General features: G+C 62.2%; 21 protein-coding genes. 14 read left to right on the top strand and 7 right to left on the bottom strand.

Annotated features, from left to right (window positions below; all coding sequences use genetic code 11):
* The first annotated feature begins 46 nt into the window (after positions 1-46).
* Complete coding sequence (locus A0J57_RS19590) at positions 47-2575, top strand: S9 family peptidase (RefSeq protein WP_046766258.1); 2529 nt, start codon at positions 47-49, stop codon at positions 2573-2575.
* Here A0J57_RS19590 and A0J57_RS25495 read toward each other — a convergent pair.
* The 3 genes from A0J57_RS25495 to A0J57_RS19580 all read right to left on the bottom strand — a co-directional run bounded on the left by A0J57_RS25495 (position 2457) and on the right by A0J57_RS19580 (position 5975).
* Complete coding sequence (locus A0J57_RS25495) at positions 2457-4166, bottom strand: asparagine synthase C-terminal domain-containing protein (protein ID WP_158230105.1); 1710 nt, start codon at positions 4164-4166, stop codon at positions 2457-2459. The genes A0J57_RS19590 and A0J57_RS25495 overlap by 119 nt on opposite strands.
* Before the next feature lie 46 nt (positions 4167-4212).
* Positions 4213-4845 (bottom strand): lasso peptide biosynthesis B2 protein, encoded by a 633-nt coding sequence (locus tag A0J57_RS19585; RefSeq protein ID WP_046766257.1) that lies wholly within the window; start codon positions 4843-4845, stop codon positions 4213-4215.
* 506 nt (positions 4846-5351) lie between these two features.
* The gene (locus A0J57_RS19580) at positions 5352-5975 is read right to left on the bottom strand and encodes a GntR family transcriptional regulator (protein ID WP_061938806.1); all 624 of its coding nucleotides are present in this window, start codon (positions 5973-5975) and stop codon (positions 5352-5354) included.
* Here A0J57_RS19580 and A0J57_RS26415 point away from each other — a divergent pair.
* From A0J57_RS26415 to A0J57_RS25485, 4 genes are all read left to right on the top strand, one after another.
* The gene (locus A0J57_RS26415) at positions 5968-6177 is read left to right on the top strand and encodes a hypothetical protein (RefSeq protein WP_046766255.1); all 210 of its coding nucleotides are present in this window, start codon (positions 5968-5970) and stop codon (positions 6175-6177) included. The genes A0J57_RS19580 and A0J57_RS26415 overlap by 8 nt on opposite strands.
* Before the next feature lie 102 nt (positions 6178-6279).
* Positions 6280-6795, top strand: coding sequence for a helix-turn-helix transcriptional regulator (locus A0J57_RS19575; RefSeq protein ID WP_052757586.1), 516 nt, complete (start codon positions 6280-6282; stop codon positions 6793-6795).
* 342 nt (positions 6796-7137) lie between these two features.
* Positions 7138-7431 carry a type II toxin-antitoxin system ParD family antitoxin gene (locus A0J57_RS25490; protein WP_076605794.1) on the top strand — a complete coding sequence of 98 codons (294 nt, stop codon included), beginning with the start codon at positions 7138-7140 and terminating at the stop codon, positions 7429-7431.
* Positions 7385-7690 (top strand): type II toxin-antitoxin system RelE/ParE family toxin, encoded by a 306-nt coding sequence (locus A0J57_RS25485; RefSeq protein WP_076605793.1) that lies wholly within the window; start codon positions 7385-7387, stop codon positions 7688-7690. The genes A0J57_RS25490 and A0J57_RS25485 overlap by 47 nt, the downstream gene beginning before the upstream one ends.
* Positions 7691-7823: 133 nt before the next feature.
* Here A0J57_RS25485 and A0J57_RS19565 read toward each other — a convergent pair whose 3' ends face one another.
* Positions 7824-8723, bottom strand: coding sequence for a MucR family transcriptional regulator (locus A0J57_RS19565; RefSeq protein WP_046766253.1), 900 nt, complete (start codon positions 8721-8723; stop codon positions 7824-7826).
* A 165-nt stretch (positions 8724-8888) separates the two neighbouring features.
* A complete protein-coding gene (locus A0J57_RS19560; RefSeq protein WP_061938803.1) occupies positions 8889-10184 on the bottom strand; it encodes a hypothetical protein in 1296 nt (431 codons plus the stop codon).
* A gap of 250 nt (positions 10185-10434) precedes the next feature.
* Here A0J57_RS19560 and A0J57_RS25480 point away from each other — a divergent pair, with 250 nt between their 5' ends.
* Entirely contained in the window at positions 10435-11241 is an 807-nt protein-coding gene (locus A0J57_RS25480) for a lytic transglycosylase domain-containing protein (protein ID WP_235600915.1), read from the top strand.
* On the opposite strand, the gene A0J57_RS19550 is transcribed toward A0J57_RS25480, so the two are convergent.
* Both A0J57_RS19550 and A0J57_RS26105 read right to left on the bottom strand, forming a co-directional pair.
* The gene (locus A0J57_RS19550) at positions 11222-11752 is read right to left on the bottom strand and encodes a hypothetical protein (protein ID WP_052757584.1); all 531 of its coding nucleotides are present in this window, start codon (positions 11750-11752) and stop codon (positions 11222-11224) included. The two genes, A0J57_RS25480 and A0J57_RS19550, sit on opposite strands and share 20 nt — an antisense overlap.
* Positions 11753-11959: 207 nt before the next feature.
* Positions 11960-12208 carry a hypothetical protein gene (locus A0J57_RS26105; RefSeq protein WP_139111428.1) on the bottom strand — a complete coding sequence of 83 codons (249 nt, stop codon included), beginning with the start codon at positions 12206-12208 and terminating at the stop codon, positions 11960-11962.
* 114 nt (positions 12209-12322) lie between these two features.
* On the opposite strand from A0J57_RS26105, the gene A0J57_RS19545 reads away from it, so the two are divergent.
* From A0J57_RS19545 to traC, 8 genes are read left to right on the top strand one after another with little or no spacing between them, the layout of a single operon-like run.
* Entirely contained in the window at positions 12323-12643 is a 321-nt protein-coding gene (locus tag A0J57_RS19545) for a hypothetical protein (protein ID WP_046766251.1), read from the top strand.
* A gap of 57 nt (positions 12644-12700) precedes the next feature.
* Entirely contained in the window at positions 12701-12991 is a 291-nt protein-coding gene (traL, locus tag A0J57_RS19540) for a type IV conjugative transfer system protein TraL (protein ID WP_046766250.1), read from the top strand.
* Position 12992: 1 nt separating this feature from the next.
* Positions 12993-13574 carry a type IV conjugative transfer system protein TraE gene (locus A0J57_RS19535; RefSeq protein WP_046766249.1) on the top strand — a complete coding sequence of 194 codons (582 nt, stop codon included), beginning with the start codon at positions 12993-12995 and terminating at the stop codon, positions 13572-13574.
* Positions 13571-14374, top strand: a complete 804-nt coding sequence (locus tag A0J57_RS19530) for a type-F conjugative transfer system secretin TraK (protein WP_046766248.1) — start codon at positions 13571-13573, stop codon at positions 14372-14374. The genes A0J57_RS19535 and A0J57_RS19530 overlap by 4 nt, the downstream gene beginning before the upstream one ends.
* On the top strand, positions 14374-15711 hold the full coding sequence (locus A0J57_RS19525) for a TraB/VirB10 family protein (protein WP_046766247.1): 1338 nt from the start codon (positions 14374-14376) through the stop codon (positions 15709-15711). The genes A0J57_RS19530 and A0J57_RS19525 overlap by 1 nt, the downstream gene beginning before the upstream one ends.
* Positions 15698-16588: a DsbC family protein gene (locus A0J57_RS19520; protein ID WP_046766246.1), complete on the top strand. Its 891-nt coding sequence runs from the start codon at positions 15698-15700 to the stop codon at positions 16586-16588. The genes A0J57_RS19525 and A0J57_RS19520 overlap by 14 nt, the downstream gene beginning before the upstream one ends.
* Positions 16585-17409: a hypothetical protein gene (locus A0J57_RS19515; RefSeq protein ID WP_061938797.1), complete on the top strand. Its 825-nt coding sequence runs from the start codon at positions 16585-16587 to the stop codon at positions 17407-17409. Before A0J57_RS19520 ends, A0J57_RS19515 begins: the two co-directional genes overlap by 4 nt.
* A complete protein-coding gene (gene traC / locus A0J57_RS19510) occupies positions 17409-19994 on the top strand; it encodes a type IV secretion system protein TraC (protein ID WP_046766244.1) in 2586 nt (861 codons plus the stop codon). Before A0J57_RS19515 ends, traC begins: the two co-directional genes overlap by 1 nt.
* Positions 19995-19997 lie beyond the last annotated feature (3 nt).

Raw genomic sequence — 19997 nt, 5'->3', positions numbered from 1 at the left:
CTAGGCCGCCGCTTCGCTCAGACCCCACCAATCAGGAATCCGTGACATGCGTTTCCCATGGCTGGCGGCGCTATGCCTGGCGATGGCCGGCATCGCCGACGCACGCCCCTATGGCGTGGACGATATGCTGCGCGTCGAAAGCTACGGCCAGGCGCTCATCGATCCCGACGGCCGATGGGTGGTGATCGATCGCTATCGCCGCTATGACAGCGCCGCGAGCTACCGCTATGACGGCTTTACCCGGCGGGGGCTGGGGGTCGTGATGCGTCTCGACCTTCAGCATGGCGGGCGTCTTGAACCGCTTTTTTCGCAGGATGATGGCGCGGGCTATTGGATCGCAAGCCTGTCGCCTTCGGCCAAGCGCCTAGCGGTTTTCAGGCTGAAGGACGAGATGCTCTCGCTCGGGATCGTCGATATGGCGACGCGGGAGGTGCGCTGGCTCCTGCAGCATCCCGTGACCTCACTGTTGCATCCGGCACCAGACTGGCTGGACGATCAGCGCCTGTTGTTGGTTGCAGCGGACAGTCCGGCGCTGCCGTGGCCGTTCGCGACGGGTAGCCGCTATCAGGCCGAGGTCATCCCTCTCTGGGCGCGCACGGCACGGGGGCAGGAGCCCGGTGTCTCAGTCGTTGGCGGCACAGGCGAGGCTGCGCCGCTTCCGCAGCGTCGACTTCTCATGATCGATGTCGAAACCGGACAGACCACCCAGCTTGGCGATGGACCGATTGCGGATGTCGCCATTTCTCCTGACGGCGCCTCGATCGCGCTGCTCCGCGAGGGACCGGAGCCGGTCATCCCTTTGAACGTCCCGGTTCGGTCGAGTGACCAGAACCGGCAATATCGACTGTCGGTCCTGCGCACTAAGGGCGGATTGGAACGGGAGGCCTGCATCGGCTGCGACATCCAGCCGGGTTTCCTCGAATGGGCACCGAGGAGCGACCGGCTGATGTTCTTTGCGCGAGCGCCCGGCCAAGATTGGGCGGCAGGCGAGCTACGTCTGTTTGACGCGCGGACTGGCCGCATTCGTGCAGCTTTCGACGACGTGACCCCCTTCCTGCCGCCCGACGACAGCGGCGTGCGTTTGGTGCGCGCGGGCTGGTGGGGCGAAGTTCCACTCGTCTTTGGCCAGCGGGGCGGGAGATCGAGCCGCTGGAGTGCTCCGCGTGCCGCAGCCTCCATCAACAAAGCTCTGGAGCGGCTGCCCTGTCAGCCACCATTGCTGCAGGCGGGGAGCGCCCGACTGCTCCTCGCCTGCCCTGATGGACTATGGACGATGGACCGCACTGGAAATTCCAGGAGGATCATAAAAGGTGGGCCGATCAGCATGCCGCGATCGACGAGCGAAAGCTTCGATATCGGCATTCGCGCCAACCATCGTTCGATTACTGCCATTAGCGACGATGCCCCCATTGTCATCCCGCAGGGTGCGCAGGCGCAGCTTCGTTGGCTAGGCTGGGCCAATCGAACGACTGATCACACAACCGATCCGATCACGCGCCTGCTTTTCGGCAGCAGGCGTGCAGGTATCGCGCTTTTGATCACGCGCGATGCCTGCGGTGTCGGCCGGCTCATGGCCTCGGGGCCGGCCGGCATTCGCGAGATCGATCGGACCAACGCCCATCTGGCAGATGTCGATCTGCCTGACATGCGGCCGCTGACCAACCCCGCTACGGGCCTTACGGATTGGCTGATCCGTCCAGCAGGAAATAGGAGCAAGCCATTACCGCTCATTGTCGTGCCCTATCCTGGGATGACCTTCACCATGGATCGTCGACCGGCCGTTGCGCCCGACATGGTCGCCGCGTCAGTCAATCCATTGCTGCTCACGAGCCTTGGCTACGCCGTGCTGATGCCCAGCCTTGTCGATGCGCGGGATGGCATGGACCGAGGTGCGACCCTTGGCACGCAGGTTGAGCAGGCGGTAGATCGGGCCATTGCGACCGGCTTAATCGATAGTGAGCGGGTGGCAGTCTACGGCCATAGCTTCGGTGGTTACACCAGCCTCAAGATCGCCACCCAAAGTCATCGCTTCCGCGCCTATATCGCGAGCGCGGCACCTTCTGACCTTGCGATTCAGCATGGCGCGCTGTCGCCGGCCGACCGGGTTGCACTTGAGGAGGGGTTTCCGCTGACGGTCGGCTTTGGTTGGGCGGAGGGCGGGCAGGGGAGCATGCAGACAGGGCCGCAGGCAGCGCCAGAACGCTATCGGTTGAGCAGTCCCTATTATCAGGCCGATGCGATCAGCGATCCGGTGCTGCTTATCCACGGTGATATCGATCCGGTACTCGCCATCAATTCCGAGCGGATGTTCACGCAGTTGCACCGTCGCGGCCGCGACGTGACCTTGCTGCGCTATTGGGGCGAAGCGCATAACCTTCGCAGCCCCGGCAATATCCGCGACATGTGGCAGCACATTGCCGCTTGGCTTGGCGATCGGCTGGCGGTCGGAGGAAGCCTCAAGCCCAGCGCTGCGCCCACAATTCCATCGCCACCAGCGTTGCGAGCAGCGAATGATCACCGCGCCAGAGCAGCGCTTCACCGTTCAGCATTGGCTCCAGCGCTGCGCGGTCGATAATATTTTGCCGCACCAGATGACCCTCGCGCAGAAGCGGCCCCAGGCGGTCGAGCTGAAGAGCGATGGCCCGGCTGTAGAAGCCGGTGGCCTCACCCTTTGTACGACGCTCGCGCACCGCTGGCGGCAGCCAGTCTGCCAAGACGTCGCGCGCGCCGCCCCGGTCGCGCTCGTCGGGAACCAGCTCCCATGTCGGCACGCGAAGGCAATGCTCGACCACCGGTTGCGACAGCATGGGATGGGCGAGCCGAAGGCCAGCGGACGTCAGCGTCGGTGCGTGGAATATCTGGCAGTTGGAGAGCATGGCGATCTGCAGCCGCTTGCCTGGCGGCAGTCGCTTCGCCTCCTCCATCCAGGGATGGAGCGGCAGACCTGCTTCCAACTGGGCACGCAGCAGCGCTCCGGCCAAAGCCGGCTGGAAATTGGCGGCCGCGCGCATGGGGAGTGGGCGCAGCGATCGCCAGAGCGACGACCAGATGGATCGGTTGGTCGATGCGGCGCTCTCAGCGAGCAGGCGCCAATAGGTCGGCCCAGGCCCTTTGGCGCGCAGCCGGTCAGCCGCGATGTGGGGACCGCGTGGCTGGAACAGCACCGCGTCGCCGCCCTGGCCGCTCAATATTGTCGTTGCGCCGACAAGGTCGGCGGAGCGCACCGATGTCTGGTCGGCAATATGGTCGAGACCATAGACGAGCGGCTGCTCTGGTCGCGATCGCTCCATATGCGCCATATAGTCGATCTCGCTGGGGTGGATACCGACCTCTACCAGGGGCACGTCCCAGTGATCGGCGACCGCGCTGGCAAAGCGGCTCTCTCCGCCTCCGGTCGCGCCCGGCACGAGATTGAGCGCGTGGATCGCCGGTCGGTCTTTGCGTCGGGCGAGGCCTCCCAGAATGAGGGAAGAATCAAGGCCACCCGACAGTTCGATCGAAACCGGGCTGGAGCCATTGCCCCAACCGGCAATGCAATTCGCCAGGACGCGCGGGAGATCGGCAAGGGGCGCCGGATCCTGGCGGGCGATCGCCGTCGGAGACCAGATGCCCTGCGTGGTGATGCCGTCCTTGCCGACATGATAGATAGTTCCCGGCAGGGGGATGGTGACATCCGTCAGCGCGCTCAGGCTTCCCACCCGTTCGGGCAAGGCCGTCAGTGTTGCGAGCGCGGACCAGTCGACCACGGGTCGCACGCCTACGCTGTCGAGCAATGCGTCGGGCAGGCCGCTCGTGATCAGCGTCAGACCATCGACCTTCCAGATATAGGCGCGCAGCGCCCCCGACGGATCGCGCATCAAGCTTGTCTGTTGGCGTTCCGGGTCGTGAATGAACGCGACGTAGCGGCCCCAGCACAGCCGGGTGATCGCGGACATAGCTTCGACGGGATCGGTGGAGGTCTCCAGCGCGGCGGGCAGCGAATCCTTCGGCAGCGTTCCCGGCAACAGGGAGCCGAGTACCTGGGTTCTGCCCTCGCGCGCAGCGTGCAAGGCCCATCCCGGATTCGGAGCGCCCGCCAGCAGCAAAAAGCCGGGGTCGTCTGCCTGCACCATGAGGTCGGGGAGGCGCGAGCGCAGCGCTCCGCCAATGGTTCGAGCGCGCTCCATGGTTGAGGCACCCGGTGGCGCCAGGAGTGCGCAAAACCGCAGGGGATCAGAAGCGGGCAATGGGGTCGTACCAGCGGACATGATCGGCCCAGTCATTGAGAACACGCCCCTGCCATTCGACCCAGCAATGGGCTTCGAAGGGATAGGTGCGAACGCCAAAAATCCATTCTGCCGCTACGCCGCGCTTGCGCAGCAGGCGGAGCAGGAGCCAGGACTGAACAAAACAGCGACCACTGCGCGGCAGCAGAATCCGCAACTGCCTGAAACGCTGAACGAGACGTATGACCCCTGCATCATCCAGCCTCACTTTCGCAGCGGTACGGATCGGGCGGCGCAGCAGCGCCTTGCGGCGAAGCCCATAGTGGACGAGGCCCAGGATCACAGCGGGAATGAGGGTCAGGCTGGCAAGGGCGTTGCCGCGCGGCGGCATGCCATCGACCGGCCATGTCGGATCGAGTATGGTCGGGACATGGTTGTCCACTGCGCGGAGCAGCCCTGCATCGATCACTTCACGGATGACGGGATTGCCGGGATCATGGTCATCACCGCGAAGGGCGAGAATGACATCCTCGCCATCAGCGCCCTGCAGACACAGATAGCTGTCGTCGGAAAGGTCGAGGAGGATGAGGTCTTTGCCGACATCGGCGGCACGAACATGGGGTGCAGTGGTGAGTGGCATGGAAAGCAGCCCAGGAAAATGGGGAGCGGCGTCAGATTTGGAGCCGCTCCCGTTGAAGGTCAGGGCCAGCAGAGGACAGGCATGAAGTCTTCGCTCTCGCCCATCTGCGTGATCGCACGGGTATCGCGCGAAACGCTGCCTAGGCGCCGAAGGCGCAGGGTCAGTGGCTTGGTCATTACAAACCTCCTTGGGGGTATGAAGGTCATCGTCCCGGCGGTGAGCCGCGAAGGTCACAGTGCGCCGAGCTATTTCATGAAAGGGAGGAGCGGCCTCCACAAAAGAAGGCCGCTCCCGGTGGGGTCAGGCGTAGGACAGGACGGGCAGAAATTCTTCCTGTTCGCCGGTCTGAACGATCGCCTTGGTGTCGCGGGAGACGCTGCCGAGGCGCCGCAAGCGAATGGTCTTCACTTTGGTCATCACGAACCTCCTTCATTGGATTTGCCGAACATCGGCATGTTCATGAGGCGCCCCGGCCCGAAGCTATTCAAATGATATTGAGACTATTTTCATTGTGTAGCCGATCGTGCGAGGGAATCGTGTCGCCGCGCGATTTCAAGGGCGGCTTTGCGACGGCGGCTGTAATAGGCGTTGGTAAAGCGCTGGAGGAGTCGCCGATCGCCCGCGGCAATAAGGGCGAGAAACTCAGCGGACTCAGCTGTCGGGTTGAACATTGTCGCTTCGGCGGGTTGCACGGGCGCCAGCCTTGCATCGAGATTGGCGGCGATCAGGCAGAGCAGTGAATTCGCGGTCTGGCCAGCGAGCGTCACCAATATGGTCCCGCTGTCGAACAGTGTTTCCTCAGCGCCATTGCCCGCGACGTTAGCGGACAGAACGACCGGTTCACTCAGCAGCGAAACCGCCGTGCTCTGCGCGACAGTGTAGAGCTCGCTCAACTCCACCGGGCCAAGCCGGGGTACGAAATAGCCAAGGCCGCGCCGCTCATCGAGCAGGCCTTCGCCCGCGAGGCGGGCCATGGCTTCACGAACCGGCGTTGGGCTGAATTTGCAGCTTTCTGCGCACCTGGCGACCGAGACATGTTGGCCTTCGGGCCAATAGCGCTCGCGTAGTGCCTGACGGATGGCTTTATAGGCTTGTAGATACGCCCTGTCTTCTGAGGTGCCCATGAACATTCTGCGTCCCTTCCAATTCGGAATCATGGAAGTTGCGGTCATGCAAGCCGCTGGCGAGGACAATTTGATCCATATGGGGTTAAATGGAGCACGTTTCGGATATTGGGGTCAAAGCCCGCAGTTGTCTGCCGATTTCCCGCAGCTATTTGCGCATATCACGCCAAAAAATGGCGCGGATTCGGCATTTAGCCGATCCATTTAAAATCAACGGTTTATTTGTGCCTGATTTTCTGGTTTTCTTGTGCAACTGGCGTTGCTCCCTGTCAGCGCCGGGCCAGCCGGAATGCATGGGAAAGATGTGGAGATGAGGGAAAAATCGACCGAAGAGACGCTCGACGTGGAGCTGATCGCGAAGGCCATGCGCATGATCCGCACGGAGCGCCGTCTGAAGCCATCCGAGGTCGCGAAGGTCATGGGTCTCCCTGTGCGGTCCTACGAGCATCTGGAATCTGGCAAGGGGCGGATAAGCTATGAGCGGGTCTGCCGATTTGCCGAGGCAACGAATAGCGATGCCGATGCACTGTGGTCGGTTCTCCAGATCGGGTCGCCGGAGTTTGCTCTGCTCTGCGCTGACAATAAAGGGATGAGTATCGTCATTTCTTTCATGCGCGAACTCCATGAAAAACTCGGCGAGGATATGATATTCCTGGAACCCGGCGCCATGATTGGCGGCATGTCTAGGCTCGTCAATGAATGGGTCGCGCACGTCCGCCAGCGCGACACTTATGCCGAGAAATGGTTGGAGCTGCAGAAAGGCAAATCGCGTAAGTCCGCCGCTTTGCCGGCTGGGTTGAGAAAGGGGCGGCTTGCCGAAACCTGAGCGAGCCATCATGTTCGGTGCATCTTTTCGTCGGAATAACATTTCAAACCAAAAGGGCTTTTTTGTGAAAGTTTAGGTCTCCGCATTGGGCTAACAGCGATAGCTGCCTGCACTTTGGCGCAGTGGATCGCGACGGTTCGGGATCCGCATAGATAGAGCCAACGTGATCCCGACCACCGTCCTCAGAGTCGACGGCCGTCGACCCGAATGCCAGTTCGAACCGCGCCTTTCGAATCTGTCTGCCCTCCAATCACTTGTAGTGGTGCGGCAGGCCGCTATGTCAAAAATTGCGCATCTTATGTTATCATGCTATGCCGCTGAGGGACATGAATGGAGGGTCGGGTGAACGTTTCTGTTGGCGAACGCTGGGAAGGCTTTGTGGAAACCGTGGTTAAATCCGGCCGTTACGGTTCGGCAAGTGAGGTTGTGCGCGAAGGCCTTCGCCTGGTCGAGGAACGGGAGGTCAAGCTAATATCGCTGCGAGACACGCTGAACGCTTCGATCGCCGCGCGTGGCGAACATGACGCTGACGATGTGCGGAGTCATCTGACGCGTGTGTCGGAAGAATTGAACCGCAGCAAAAAACTGAGTGCGTCGCCTCGTCTATCTGACGTCAGCCAGAAACGATCTGGCTGACGTCCTGCGTCGTATCGCGGCTGAAAGCGGGGATCTGGCGGTCGCTCAAGCCTTTGTCGAAAAACTCGTGGCCCGATGCGACAATCTTGCCGATCTGCCCGGTACGCTTGGAACCCATCGCCCTGAATTGCGGTCCGACATCCGGTCTCTTCCGCATCAGGGGTATGTCATTTTCTTTCGTTACGGCGAGGAGCGTGTGGAAATCGTGAATGTTCTCAATGGTCGCCTGGACATCGAGCGTTACTTCGAAGGCCACTAAAGATGAGAATTATGCTGGGCGTAAACGCCGGAGATTTTTGCGGCTGTCCGACATCGATTGACTGCTGATGAAAGAACAGCCCCGACAATGCGGGGCTGCCTTCAAAATTGCAGGTCTATTTGGCGTCCGGCGATCAGCCGTTGGCCGGGGGCACCTCCGCCTTGGCCTTCGCATCCCCATTCAACGCCGGGGCGGCTGTCTTGGCGGCCTTTTTCGGGGCATCCGCAGGTTTGGCCGCCTTAGGCGCAGCAGCCGGCTTGGCCTTGGGCGCGGCTTTCGCCTTGGGAGCGGCAACAGTCTTCACTTCCGGCTTGGCGGCAGCTTCAGTCTTTGCAGCGGGCTTTTCATCCTTGGGTGCGGCGATCGACAGGCGCTTGCGCGCATCAGCCTTTGCCGGTGGGGCCTTGGCCTCTGCGGCAGGCGCTGATTTCACCGGGGTGGAACTCTTCGGCGCGGCCGTTGCCGCGGCCGAAAGAGCAGCAGGCTTCGCCTTGGCATCACCATTCACGGCCTTCTTGGCGGGAGCGGGCTTGGGCGCTGCCTTGACCGGGGCTTTCGACTTTGCCGGAGCGGGTGCGCTCGGGGCGGCAGCGGCCGGCTTCACTTCGGCGGCGGGGGCAGCCGGAGTAACGGACTTGCGGCCAAGGCCGATCTTCGAGGCAACGGCGCGGCGCGCGTCCGAGTAGCTGCTGGCGACCAGCGGATAGCTTTTGGCCAGATTATAGCGGGCGCGATATTCCTCCGGGGTGAGGCCATGCGAGGCGAGGTGGCGCTTCAAAGTCTTATACGGCTTGCCGTCAATCAGGCTCAGAATGTGATCGGGCGAAGACAGGCTCTTACGTACCGAGACAGCCGGCGTGTAAGTCGGCGCTTCGGATTCTGCCGGGGCCGGATTGAGTTCATTGACGAGCGCGGCGCGCGTCGACTGGATCAGGCCGGCAAGGTCGGCACTCGGTACCGTATTGTTGGAGACGAATGCGCTCACCAACTGAACAGTGAGGGTAGTGATATCGGAAGAATTGTTGTCGGCCATGCTCGCGGACCCGTCTTCGAGGGATGTTCTGCGCCTCATGCGCGCAATCCAGAAAAATGTAAATCTCCAATTGCATCGATCAAGACGAGATGAGTGAACGACTTGGCGTCTGCCATGGTTCCAGTTGCGTCTGTCCTGTAAAAAATATGGTGAATCAGATTAAAGTCATGACAGGATCATGTCGATCAACATTGGCCCTATTCGTCGGCGCTCCGCGTCCTTCGGTGTGACTGGCAAGACAGGCGCGATCTGTTGCATGCGTGGCAAGGTGACGGCCTTCGCCGCGAGGTAGACATCGTCGTGAAAACCCATCGCCTCGATGATCAATTGCCGTACTTCGCCGGACTCCCGCGAACGAGCCTCGATCATGAAATCGGGCCTGCATGGTCCGAAGTCGGTTAGTCGATCGAAGACCGGCTTTTCGATCGAGAGATCAATATTCATGCGATTGAGATGCTGCTGGGCTTCCAAAAGCTGTCGCAGGACCAGTCGTTCGAACTCGCTATCTACTGGAACAAAGCGGCGTCCTGAGTAGATGGGCTGTGCATAGGCGCGCAGTGGCGCGAAGCCGCGGGACTCTGGATATTGCCCGATAACGACCAGGGCGAGATAGGGGCCTTTGATGACATTGGTCCGCACCGATGGCGACTGCACGCGATTGGCAATCAGCACCGGATCGCAGCCGGGCACATCGATACTGCTGCCTTGGAAGGCAGGGGCGAACAGGGTGAGGAAAGCCTGGGGCGCATGGCCGTGCGGCCATCGCTCGGAGAGCCTGCGCAGCGAGGCATAGACCTGTTTGCTGTGAAGCGGCCCGGCATGGGTCCAGAACGCGCTCGCCAGTTCCATGCCAGGCGCGATCTCGATCTTGGCGGCGGCCTGTCCCAAGGCTTTGAACTCGTCCCCGATCGACATGGGACGGTGTTGGTGACTGATAGGCTGGCAATGGTTGAGGCCCGCAGCGTCGATCAGTCGCCAGAGTAAGCGCGCGAGACGGGGGATCGACGCGTTTCGCGTACGGTCATCGGTCAAATCCTCTTCCGGCTTTTGGGCGAGATTTTGAGGGGCGGGGCGCAAGACCTCGAAAAAGCCTGCGGGCGGATCAGCCGGGTTGAGAGGGCTTCGCACCTCGGTAATGCGGTTCGTCGCCTGGTCGCGGAAGAAGGGGCAGTCGGTCCGATGTTCGGGCCGCTTCGCACTGGTGAGCCGCCGCAGATAATAGGTTTCCGCTTCGCTCAAATAGGCCGGCGTCAGGATGGGCGGCGGCTGACCCTCCTCCAGGCAATCACAGGCAATCCACTTCTCGCCAATGCGCGCCTGCTGGACGAGGAGAATGCCCGCCTCCTCATCATGATGATCACCCACGCCTTCATACCAGCGGACGAGCGCCATGCGGACAGGGGGAGGGAGGGCTATGCGCCGTGTCTGGAGGCCGTCGCTATTGCGATCAATTAACCACATGAGGGCCTCGCCGAGCGGCACCGAGGGGAGGGGTGTCCGGATGCTCCGAATTGACAGCCGCCATGGCGCTGATCTCCACTTGGGCTTCAACAGTCAGGAGGATGGTATGCACAAGGCGTTGCTGTTTGCTGGAATGATGCTCGTGGGGACCGATGCCGCAGATGCTGCGCCTCCCAGGAATGTGCGGATCGTGCAGATGATCACGATGGGCGGAAGTCCATCTGTAGATGGGGAAAACGGACCGAATGCGATGACCGGCGCAGTCGTCGAACGCCTTGGTGAAGGGCACGTCGCGCTTGCAGGTGGCCCTCATCGTCGATCGGTCGAAATCGAGATGGCGAACAGTTTTGCGGAGCGGGGGCCGGTGCCCATTGATAGCTGGAACGACCTTGGTCGCGGCGGCCCGGCGAACACCGAAACGCCCACGGGTGCCCTGACAATCCCGTCGTGGATGACCCGCTCGCCGCTCTATCCTTCGGCGGCGGCGCGCTGGGTACCGGCTTGCCTGCCCATTGCCTACCGCCCGACAGGGTTTCTCAAGGCGGACGCGGAGAACCGGCGGCAGGGCTATTATGGCCTGATGAGCCAGGTTGCCTGCGAATTCGGCATCCCGGTCGGCCTGTTCGACGCGATGATCATCCAGGAGAGTCGTTATCGCCATCATATTTTCTCGTCCAAAAATGCCTATGGATTGACCCAGCTCATGCCCGACACAGCAGCGGAATTGGGGGTCGATCGCTACGCGGCTGACCAGAATTTGCGCGGTGGTGCGCGCTATCTGCGCCGACAGCTCGATCGTTTCGGTCAGGTCCATCTGGCGCTTGCCGCCTATAATGCCGGGCCTGGCCGGGTTCGCAACGCGACGATCCCGCGCATCCGAGAAACCCGGCTCTATGTCGACGCCATATTGCACAATTGGTCGCTGCTGAGCGGTGTCGCGGTACCGAACCGGCGCATGGAAACGCTGCCGATGCCCGGCGATGGGTGGGACCAAGGCCCATACCGCATCGTGCGAGTTTCGACATTTCAGGAACGGATCAGAAGCGCAGATCGGTGAGCGCATTGCGCCGTTCAACGACGCGGGTGATCTCATGCGCCATGCGCTTGGCAACCGCGTTGGAGAAGGGCTCCGACCATCCACGGCGCAGCTCCGTGCCGTCAGCGCCTTCGATCTGCGCCAGAGCGTCGAGCAGCTTGCGGGGGAGATCGAGATAGAATTCCGCGAGCAGGGGCAAGAGCCGGTTCAGCCGGCTATCGCCATATAATCCGATATGGATGAGTGCTTCGCCCCTGAGCCAGGCCTGCAGGATATGGATGTCGAGCGCGTCGAGCAGCATTGCAAGCTCGGGCACGGTGATCGGCGGCCGCTTGGCCACATTGCGGTGCAGAACAGCGCCCAGGCGACTTTTGCCGATGCCTGTCGCGCCGGAAAGATCGCGGACACTCAGGCGCTTGTGCGCCATATCTTCGAGGATAACGGCAAGAAAGCCCGCCTGCACATCCGCGCGCCTGTCATTGGACCTGGAACTGGATTGATTGGGGTCATCACCGTCAGATTGCCATACCATGTCTTTCTCCCTGTTGGTCGCTCGTTACTTTTCCCCCGGATTTGCGCATAGTTGGGCTAAGAAATGGGCTGCCCGACCCATCGTTCTTGGCCCAAACGGAAAGCTGCTGGCCCTTGAATTCAAGGGACCAACTGACTTGCCGCAGTGCAAGATGCGGCCCGGCGAATTCGATATTCAATCAATTTTCATGCGATTGCGGGAACCGAGTCAAAGGAGCGAGCCCGAGCATCCTGTTTTGCCGCCGGAGCAAGTGAAGTTCTGGTCGGTTTCGATATCATGACGCCCTGAGATGGATGATATCTTCAAATCGGCAAATCCGTGAAGACTGTCCGAATCAGCTTCAATGCAATATTCAACTGTCCGCAATCGCGGGCAGAAATCCGCGAGATCGGACAGTTGCCCGCGAGCGCGGACAGTTTCGCGCAATTTTCTGTCGAGGCTCACGGGATTGTCCATTTATTTTCTGATTTGAGGACTTTTTCGCCGCTTCCTTCTTGGTGAAGAGCCGGAACGCACCCAGCCTTTCTCTGGAGCACGGATCAGCCGCGCTCGGAACATAAGGAACATCTCATGCAGTCTGTTCTGAAACAGGCCGGGCGCTTGGAGATGGCGGTGCTCGCGCTCGCTTTTCTCGGCTTTGCCCTGCTGCTGATGGTTGGCCCCGCCTTTGCCGGCGCCGACACGACCTTCGATACGGCGGAAAACACCTTCACCGGGTTTCTCGAAGGCTCGGGCGGTCGGATCATCACCATCCTCTCGCTGGTCGGCGGGGTCGTGGGTCTCGCATCGGGCCGTTTCTCGCTGGGACAGATCGCCATCCCCGTGGGCGTCGGCGTGGGCGCGGGCACCGGCGTTCCCATCGTCACCTCCACCGTCACCGCGACGATCTGAAGCTTCAAGTGGTCCATAGTGGCTTTCAGCCACGCCGGACCGACAAGAGGGTGGTGTATGGCACAGGACAAATATGTGATCCCGGCTCATCTGGATGATCCTGAATTGATAGGGCTCTGGACGCTGGATGAGTTCCTCGCGCTGATCATACCGTTCACGTGGGGTATCCTGACCCAGCATATCTTCATTGGCGTAGCGCTTGCGGGCGCGGGTTGGTGGGGACTTAAAAAGGCAAAGGCTGGCCGGGCGGGATCATGGCTTTTGCACCTGGCCTATTGGCATCTTCCGGCCGGTTTTACGGGCCTGAGAGCCACACCACCTTCCTATCTCCGGCTGATGGCAGGCTGATATGGACCTTAGCTACCAACATTCGCACCACCAGCGAATCCTGCGGCAACGCAATCTGCTGTTCGCGGCCGTCGCGGCGCTCGGGGCATTCAGCCTGCTGCTGCTGACCATGACCCTTTTTCGCGGTCGGGAGATCGTGCTCCAGCCGGTCCTGCGCTCGCCGCTCACCATTTCCAGTTCGGGCGTCAGCCGGGACTATCTGGAGATGATCACGCGTGATGTCGTGGTGCTGACCCTCGATCGCAATCCGCAAAATCTCGAATATTGGATGGAGAGCGTGCTCGCCATCGCTTCGCCGCGGGCACAGGGCAAACTCAAGGCCGATCTTATGCGCATTGTCGAGGAGCAGCGCGGGTCGTCGATATCGCAGTTCTTCACCATCCAGTCGATGACCATCGATACGAAGGCGCTCAGCTCGGAGGTGACCGGCGAACTCCACACCATCGTCGGCAGCAAGGTCGTCTCCAAACAGCTGCGCACCTTCCGCTACCGCTGGGAATATGCGGGCCTCACCCTGAGGCTCATCGGCTTTGGCATGGTGGAGGATGAGAAGGGCCACCGTGAGAAGGGGAGGGCGTCATGATGTCGGCTTATGTCATCGGCAGCGCAGCGGGCGGCCTTGCCTTTCTCTCCCGTCTCCAATGTTTTGCAAGCCGGATGATCGGCCTGCTCCTGCTCGGGCTGGCGATGCTCCTCATCAGCGCACCGGCCTTTGCCGACCAGAATATCGTGGCGGCCGACAGTGCGCAGGTCGATTGCCAGGCATCAGCCAAGGACCTGACCCGCATCAGCCTGGTTGAAGATGAGTTTGCCAGCGTGTCGAAAATCTCGACCGGCAACCCGACCGAGGATTTCTCGGTGGTGAACGAGCCTGTTCGCGGCGACATCTATCTCTCGGTGCCCGACGGTTTCCAGAAAGGTGCGCTGTCCTTCTTCGGAACGAGCAAGCGCGGCTATGTCTACAAGTTCCTCTGCCGGATCACAGGCGATCAGGCCGCGCAGATCTTCGTCACCAATCCCGCCATCGCTCGTGAGAGAGCGGAGGAGAATAGCCCGCAGGGCAAGATCGGACCGCAGGACGCGGCGGTTGCCTTGATGCAGGCGATGGCCGCCAATGGCTCGGCGCCGGGCTACGAGATGCGGCAGCGTTCGCTCCGCCCTGTCTATGTGGGCACGCTCAAGGTGCAGATGATCGCGGAATATCGCGGCGCGGATTTGACCGGCAAGGTGCTGCGCATCGAGAATAAGGGGGCGGCGGCCATCGAGCTTAATGAAGCGACGGTTGCGCCGTCGGGCACGCTGGCCGTCTCGATCGCCGAGCCGCGCCTCGGCCCCGGCAAGATCACGACCGCCTATCTCGTATCGCAAAATGGGAGGCCCTGATGGCATTGGCTGATCTTTTTTCGCGCAAGCGCCGGACGCTCGATGCCGATCAGGAGGCGGGCGAGGGCGTCTCCCCTGTCAGCGCTGACCTCGCCGGCAACGAGGCCGTCCGCCGCAAGCAGCAACTGCTTCTCGCCGGCGCAGCCGGCATCGGCCTCATCGCCTCCTCCTTCTGGATCTTCAGCGGTGACGAGAAAAAGGAGGATCCCAAAGCCACAAGCGGCGAAGAAATCGATGTCTCGACCAAGGATCTGGTGAACCGCAACCTCTCCCAGCAGGAGTGGATGGCGATGTCGGAAAACCAGTTCCAGGCCCAGGAAAATCAGCTGAAGGCCGTGGGCGGCCAGCAGCGGCGGATGGACCAGCTCGCCTCGCAGGTCGAGGCGCTGAAAGCCCAGAACCAGTCGATGCAGGCCGACGGGCAGCGGGTGCTGACCGCTTATCAGGCAGAAAATGAGCAATTGAAGCGCCAGATTTCCGAGCGGCGCACGGCACAGCCAGCGATGGCAGGCCCTTCCGCGCTCTACGGCCCCAATGGCCCGCAAGTCTATCAGCGGCCCGATGCACCGGGCGACGCAGGTGCGGTGCGCGCCGATGCGCTCCCCCGCGGCAATGAGGTCAAGATGGTGAGTTTCACCAGCAGCGATAGTGGGATCGCGTCCAAGGTCGCCAAGGGCAATACCGTCTATACCGACAGCCCCAATTATCTCCCGCCCAACAGTTTCGCTCGCGCGCGGGTGATTGTCGGGGTCGATGCAAGCGCGGGCGTCAACAGCCAGACCGATCCGTTGCCCGTCGTGCTGCGCATCACCGGTCCCGCTCGCTCGGTCTTCGCCAATGGCAAGCTGCTCACGACCAAAATCGAAGGCTGTCTCATCAATGGTGCCGCGCGCGGCGATCTCTCGAGCGAGAAAGTCTATGTGAAGCTCCAGAAGATGACCTGCCCGCAACCGGGCGGCCGCTATGCGGTGTCCGAGGTCAAGGGGTTCATCGCCTTTGGCGGCAAGACGGGCGTGCGCGGCCGGGTGGTGTCGCGCGAGGGATCGCTGGTCACCCAGGCCTTCATGGCGGGCCTGGTGGGCGGCTTTGGCCGCGGCTTTTCGGCCAATGCGAACAGTGTGTTCCAGGGCACCAACATCTCGACCAATGGCAAGCGTGACAAGCTCTCGACCGGGGACATCCTCGAAGGCGGGCTTGGCGAAGGCGTCGCCCAAACCGGCGACATTGTGTCCAAATATCTGATCGAACGGGCCGAGCAATATCAGCCGGTGATCGAGATGCCGACCGGCATCGATGTCGAGATCGTCTTCCTGGAGGGTGTTTATGTTCGCAACTAGGCTGCGGCGCCTTGGGCGCTTCCTCTCATATCGACCTGCATCGATCGGGTTAGCCTTCGGTTGCGTCGGCCTCGCGAGCCTCAGCCTCGCGGCCGATGTTGGCGGCGCGGAGGGCGGGGTCAGAGAGGCGCTGAAGGCCCGGCTCCCCAAGACCCAGGTTGGCGCAGTCGATTGCCAGAAGGTCAGTGGCTTGTGCGAAATCACCGCCGGCGCCAATCTCTTCTATGTCGATCCCGCCGCACGCTACCTCATCATCGGCCGTGTCTATGACATGCAGACCCGCCAGGACCTGACGGCAGCCAAGCTGCTGGAGATGAACCCCGACATGCTGGTGGGCGCGGCAGCCTCGGCCAATGCGGCGGCGAACCTGACGGGCGAGGATGCGCAAAAGGCCGCCTTCGCCGCTGCCGCCAAGGGTGGCCGGATGGAAAAGCCGACACCGGAACGCCGATCGCCCAAGCTCTCACTCGAAAGCCTCGGCAAGGACGGCGCCATCATCTGGGGCAATCCGCAGGGCCAGAGCCTCACCATCTTCACCGATTTTCGCTGCAGCTATTGCCGCGCGCTGTCCAATGTCCTGCGTTCGATGAACGTCAAGGTGATCGAGCGGCCGATATCGGTCCTGGGCAGCCGCGACATTGCCGACCGCGTCTATTGCGCGAAGGACAAGGAGCGGGCCGTACACGCCGCCTATGCCGGAGAGCCGCTGGCGGGCGGCGCGACCTGCGACACGTCGGGGCTTGATGCCAATGAGGCTTTTGCTCACAAACACGGCCTCAATGGCACGCCGGTCATCGTCCGCAGCGACGGTGCGGTGCTGGAAGGGTATCGCCCGCGCGAATTTCTCGAAGCCTGGCTTAAGGACGCACGGTCGTGAGCGGGGCCGTCACGACAAGGCCGCTGGCCGCGATGATCAGCAGCGTCCTGGCTTGCCTTCTTTCAACCGGCTGCGCGAGCCTTGGCGGTAATGTGAAGGGCAGTTTCGCCTGCGCCGCGCCCGATGGCATTTGTGCGCCGAGCGCGGTCATCGATGATCGAGCGCTCGCCATGATCACCGATGATCCCTCGGCCACGCCGACCCCAGCAGGGCCCTATGAGGAGCAGCGCAAGAGTCCGGCGGCCACCAAGGTCGCGGCGGCTGAGCCGGTGCGCATGGCGGTCAGCGCCGACGCCACGCGCAGCCGCGAGCGGTTGATGCGCATTGTGTTCCCGGCTTTCATCGATGAAGGCGGTCGGCTCCATGAAGCGAGCGCCATCCGCGCCGTGGTCGCCCAGGGAGAATGGCAGAGCGCGCCCGAACCTCAGGAAGCGGTCCTGCCGCGCAACGCGTTTTCGGCCGCGCCGCAGATGCAGAGCCTGGCCGAGGCCGTCACTACCACCGAACCACCGCTCGCCGTTGATCCCGATCTGCCGACGCCGGCAGCCGTCGAAGCGGCGCGGGCGCGGAAGGCGGATCCCGTAGCGGCCATCAAGGCTGATGTGGCGCGTCGGCTTGGGACCGCCGCGCGGGCCGGTTCGCCGTCGGTTCCGACACCTTCCGCGCCGCAAGCGGCCTCATCTACCCCAGCGGCGCTTCCGAGCAAGCTGGTTCCGGCGAAAGGCGCCGCCGCAGTTTCCGTGCCCGCGTCGCCTAAGCCGGTCGTCCAACCCATCGTGCGGGCAACCGCCTTTCCTGCCGCCATCCCGGAGGATGAATGATGGCTGATCCCAATATTTTCGAGCGCCTGATGGCGGGGATGCTGGGCGACACCAAGCGCCCGGACAGCGGCCGCCCGGATCTCGGCGTCCCGATGCTGGCGCATTGGTTGCCCTACCGCAGCTACGACGCGAAGAGCGGCATCTTCTACAACAGCGCCTCGCGCGGCTTCGTGCTGGAGGTGGCGCCGATGGTGGGCGCGGATGAGCGCAGCGGCGAGATCCTTGCGCAATTCCTCTCCGAAGCGATCCCGACGCCCGGCTGCCTGCAATTTCACCAATGGATGAGCCCGCGCGTCGGCGAGCTGCTCTCCAAATGGTATGTGCCGCGTTACCGGGCGCACGGGATTTACGAGCGCATGGCCAAGCACCGGGTCGAGCATATGACCCAGGGCGTCTGGACCTCGCTCTCGGCCGACGCGCCCTTTGGCCTGCGAAACCACCGTGTCGCCATCTCCTATTCGACGCCGGAAAGTTCGCGCGTCTCCAACGAGGAGATTGTCGGCGTCATGGACGGGCTCATTTCCGCGCTGGCCTCGATCAACGTCACCGCCCGCAAAATGGACCCGCCCGCGCTCATCGCGTGGATCGACGACATCACCTCGCCCACCACCGCGCCGGGCGACGACGCGGTGAGCTATAATGCGTTCGATCCCATCGCCGACCAGGCGATCCGGCGCGATGTCGAGATGCGGGTTGAGGCGGATCGCATATTGCTGCGCACCGAGCGCTTCCGTCCCACCGGCCGCGAGATCGACGGTACCCCCGAGATCGGCGAGATTTACCCCGACACCTTCGATGTCCGCTCCTTTTCGGTGCGCAACTTGCCCCAGCGCTGGGCGCCTTGGGATGTCGCGCGGCTGATCGGCGACATGTTCACCGACAAGCTGCGCATGCCCTGTCCGGTCGCCACCAATCTCTGCATCGATTTTCCCGATGTCGAGGCAGCGTCCAGCAAGGCGGGCTTCAAATTCATGCGCACGACCAGCCTGGCCGACAGCAAGTCGGCGCGCTTCCTGCCGCAATTGAAGGAGCAGAGCCAGGAATGGCGCTATGTGAATGACGAGATGAAGCAGGGACGCAAGCTCGTGCGCCTCTTCTATTCGGTTACGGCCTTCTCGCCCAAGGGGAAGGGGGATACCCATGAGCGGGTCCTCAAATCCGTCTATCGCGCGGCGGGCTGGGATCTGCTCGACGATCGCTATCTCCAGGTCATGGGCCTGCTCTGCGCCATGCCCATGACGATGGCGAACGGCCTTTCCAAGGATCTCGAGCGCATGAAGCGGATGCGCACGATGCTGACCACTACGGCCGCCAATCTGGCGCCGATCCAGGGCGAGTATCTGGGCGGCCGGACGCCGCATCTGCTGTTGATCGGCCGGCGGGGCCAGCCCTTCTTTTGGTCACCCTTCGAGAATGCGGCGGGCAATCATAATGTCGCGGTGTTCGGCAAATCGGGGTCGGGCAAATCGGTCGCCCTCCAGGAACTCTGCGCCTCGCTCTGCGGCGCGGGCGCGCGGGTGGTGGTGATCGACGACGGTCGCTCGTTCGAGCACAGCGCCAAGCTCCAGGGTGGCGCCTTTGTCGAGTTCACCATGTCCTCGGGCTTCTGCCTCAATCCCTTCAGCATGATCGACGCCGATCTCGCCGCGCGCGACGAGGATTATCAGCTCGACTGCATGGCGATGCTGAAAGCCATTGTGAACCAGATGGCCCGCCATATCGACCGGCTGAACGATACCGAGCGGGGCCTCATCGACGGGGCGGTGAATGAGGTCTGGGAAGAAAAGGGGCGATCCGGGTGCATCGATGATGTGATCGCGGCGCTCGACCGGACCGGCAACGAACTTGCCAATGCGCTGGGCATCGCCATGCGGCCCTTCTCGTCGCGCGGTACGTTCGGCAAATTTTTCGAAGGCGAGGTGTCGTTCGAACTGTCGGCGGACCTCACCGTCTTCGAGCTTTCCGATCTTTCCGCGCGCGAGGAATTGCGCAGCGTGGTGCTCACCGCGATCATGTTCCTCTCCCAGCAGATGATGCGCAAGATTGACCGATCGATCCCCAAGGCCTTGCTCCTGGACGAGGCCTGGCAGATGCTGCGCGGCGGCGCGATGGCGGACTTCATCGAGACTTATGCGCGCACCTGCCGCAAATATGGCGCGTCGCTGGTAACGGCGACCCAGTCCTTGAACGACTATTATAAGTCGCCAGGATCGATCGCGGCACTCGAAAATAGCGACTGGTTCGTCATTCTCCAGCAGAAGCCGGAAACCATTGCCGACTTCAAGAAGCATGACCGCTTCGAGATGGATGACTATACCGATGCATTGCTGCGGTCGCTGAAACGCAACGGTTTTGAGTATTCCGATATCATGATCAAGGGACCCGAGACATTGGCGGTCGGCCGCCTCGTGCTCGATCCCTATAGCGCGACGCTCTTTTCATCGAGCCCCAGGACCTTCGCTGCGATCGAACACCTGGTGGCGCAGGGTCTCACCATGGAGCAGGCGATCGAGCGCGTCGCATTCCCGGACATGCCGGAAAAATGGTCGGCGGACCCGGGCGATCTTCCCCTGACAGCGGAGTGATGG

Origin of the sequence: Sphingobium sp. 22B (genome assembly GCF_001580035.1) — a bacterium.
Classification (GTDB): Bacteria; Pseudomonadota; Alphaproteobacteria; order Sphingomonadales; family Sphingomonadaceae; genus Sphingobium; species Sphingobium fuliginis.
The sequence above is the reverse complement of the archived record's forward strand: the minus strand, read 5'-3'. Positions and strand labels throughout refer to the sequence as shown.

Bases quoted from the DNA above. Each gene is read 5' to 3' on its own strand.
- A0J57_RS25495 (WP_158230105.1), bottom strand. From the start codon at position 4,166: ATGGAGCGCGCTCGAACCATTGGCGGAGCGCTGCGCTCGCGCCTCCCC.
- A0J57_RS19590 (WP_046766258.1), top strand. From the start codon at position 47: ATGCGTTTCCCATGGCTGGCGGCGCTATGCCTGGCGATGGCCGGCATC.
- A0J57_RS19545 (WP_046766251.1), top strand. From the start codon at position 12,323: ATGCAGTCTGTTCTGAAACAGGCCGGGCGCTTGGAGATGGCGGTGCTC.
- A0J57_RS25480 (WP_235600915.1), top strand. From the start codon at position 10,435: ATGACCGGCGCAGTCGTCGAACGCCTTGGTGAAGGGCACGTCGCGCTT.
- A0J57_RS19580 (WP_061938806.1), bottom strand. From the start codon at position 5,975: ATGTTCATGGGCACCTCAGAAGACAGGGCGTATCTACAAGCCTATAAA.
- A0J57_RS19560 (WP_061938803.1), bottom strand. From the start codon at position 10,184: ATGTGGTTAATTGATCGCAATAGCGACGGCCTCCAGACACGGCGCATA.
- A0J57_RS19585 (WP_046766257.1), bottom strand. From the start codon at position 4,845: ATGCCACTCACCACTGCACCCCATGTTCGTGCCGCCGATGTCGGCAAA.
- A0J57_RS19575 (WP_052757586.1), top strand. From the start codon at position 6,280: ATGAGGGAAAAATCGACCGAAGAGACGCTCGACGTGGAGCTGATCGCG.
- A0J57_RS19520 (WP_046766246.1), top strand. From the start codon at position 15,698: ATGTTCGCAACTAGGCTGCGGCGCCTTGGGCGCTTCCTCTCATATCGA.
- A0J57_RS19530 (WP_046766248.1), top strand. From the start codon at position 13,571: ATGATGTCGGCTTATGTCATCGGCAGCGCAGCGGGCGGCCTTGCCTTT.
- A0J57_RS19525 (WP_046766247.1), top strand. From the start codon at position 14,374: ATGGCATTGGCTGATCTTTTTTCGCGCAAGCGCCGGACGCTCGATGCC.
- A0J57_RS26105 (WP_139111428.1), bottom strand. From the start codon at position 12,208: ATGGACAATCCCGTGAGCCTCGACAGAAAATTGCGCGAAACTGTCCGC.
- A0J57_RS19550 (WP_052757584.1), bottom strand. From the start codon at position 11,752: ATGGTATGGCAATCTGACGGTGATGACCCCAATCAATCCAGTTCCAGG.
- A0J57_RS19535 (WP_046766249.1), top strand. From the start codon at position 12,993: ATGGACCTTAGCTACCAACATTCGCACCACCAGCGAATCCTGCGGCAA.
- traC (WP_046766244.1), top strand. From the start codon at position 17,409: ATGGCTGATCCCAATATTTTCGAGCGCCTGATGGCGGGGATGCTGGGC.
- traL (WP_046766250.1), top strand. From the start codon at position 12,701: ATGGCACAGGACAAATATGTGATCCCGGCTCATCTGGATGATCCTGAA.
- A0J57_RS19565 (WP_046766253.1), bottom strand. From the start codon at position 8,723: ATGGCCGACAACAATTCTTCCGATATCACTACCCTCACTGTTCAGTTG.
- A0J57_RS26415 (WP_046766255.1), top strand. From the start codon at position 5,968: ATGAACATTCTGCGTCCCTTCCAATTCGGAATCATGGAAGTTGCGGTC.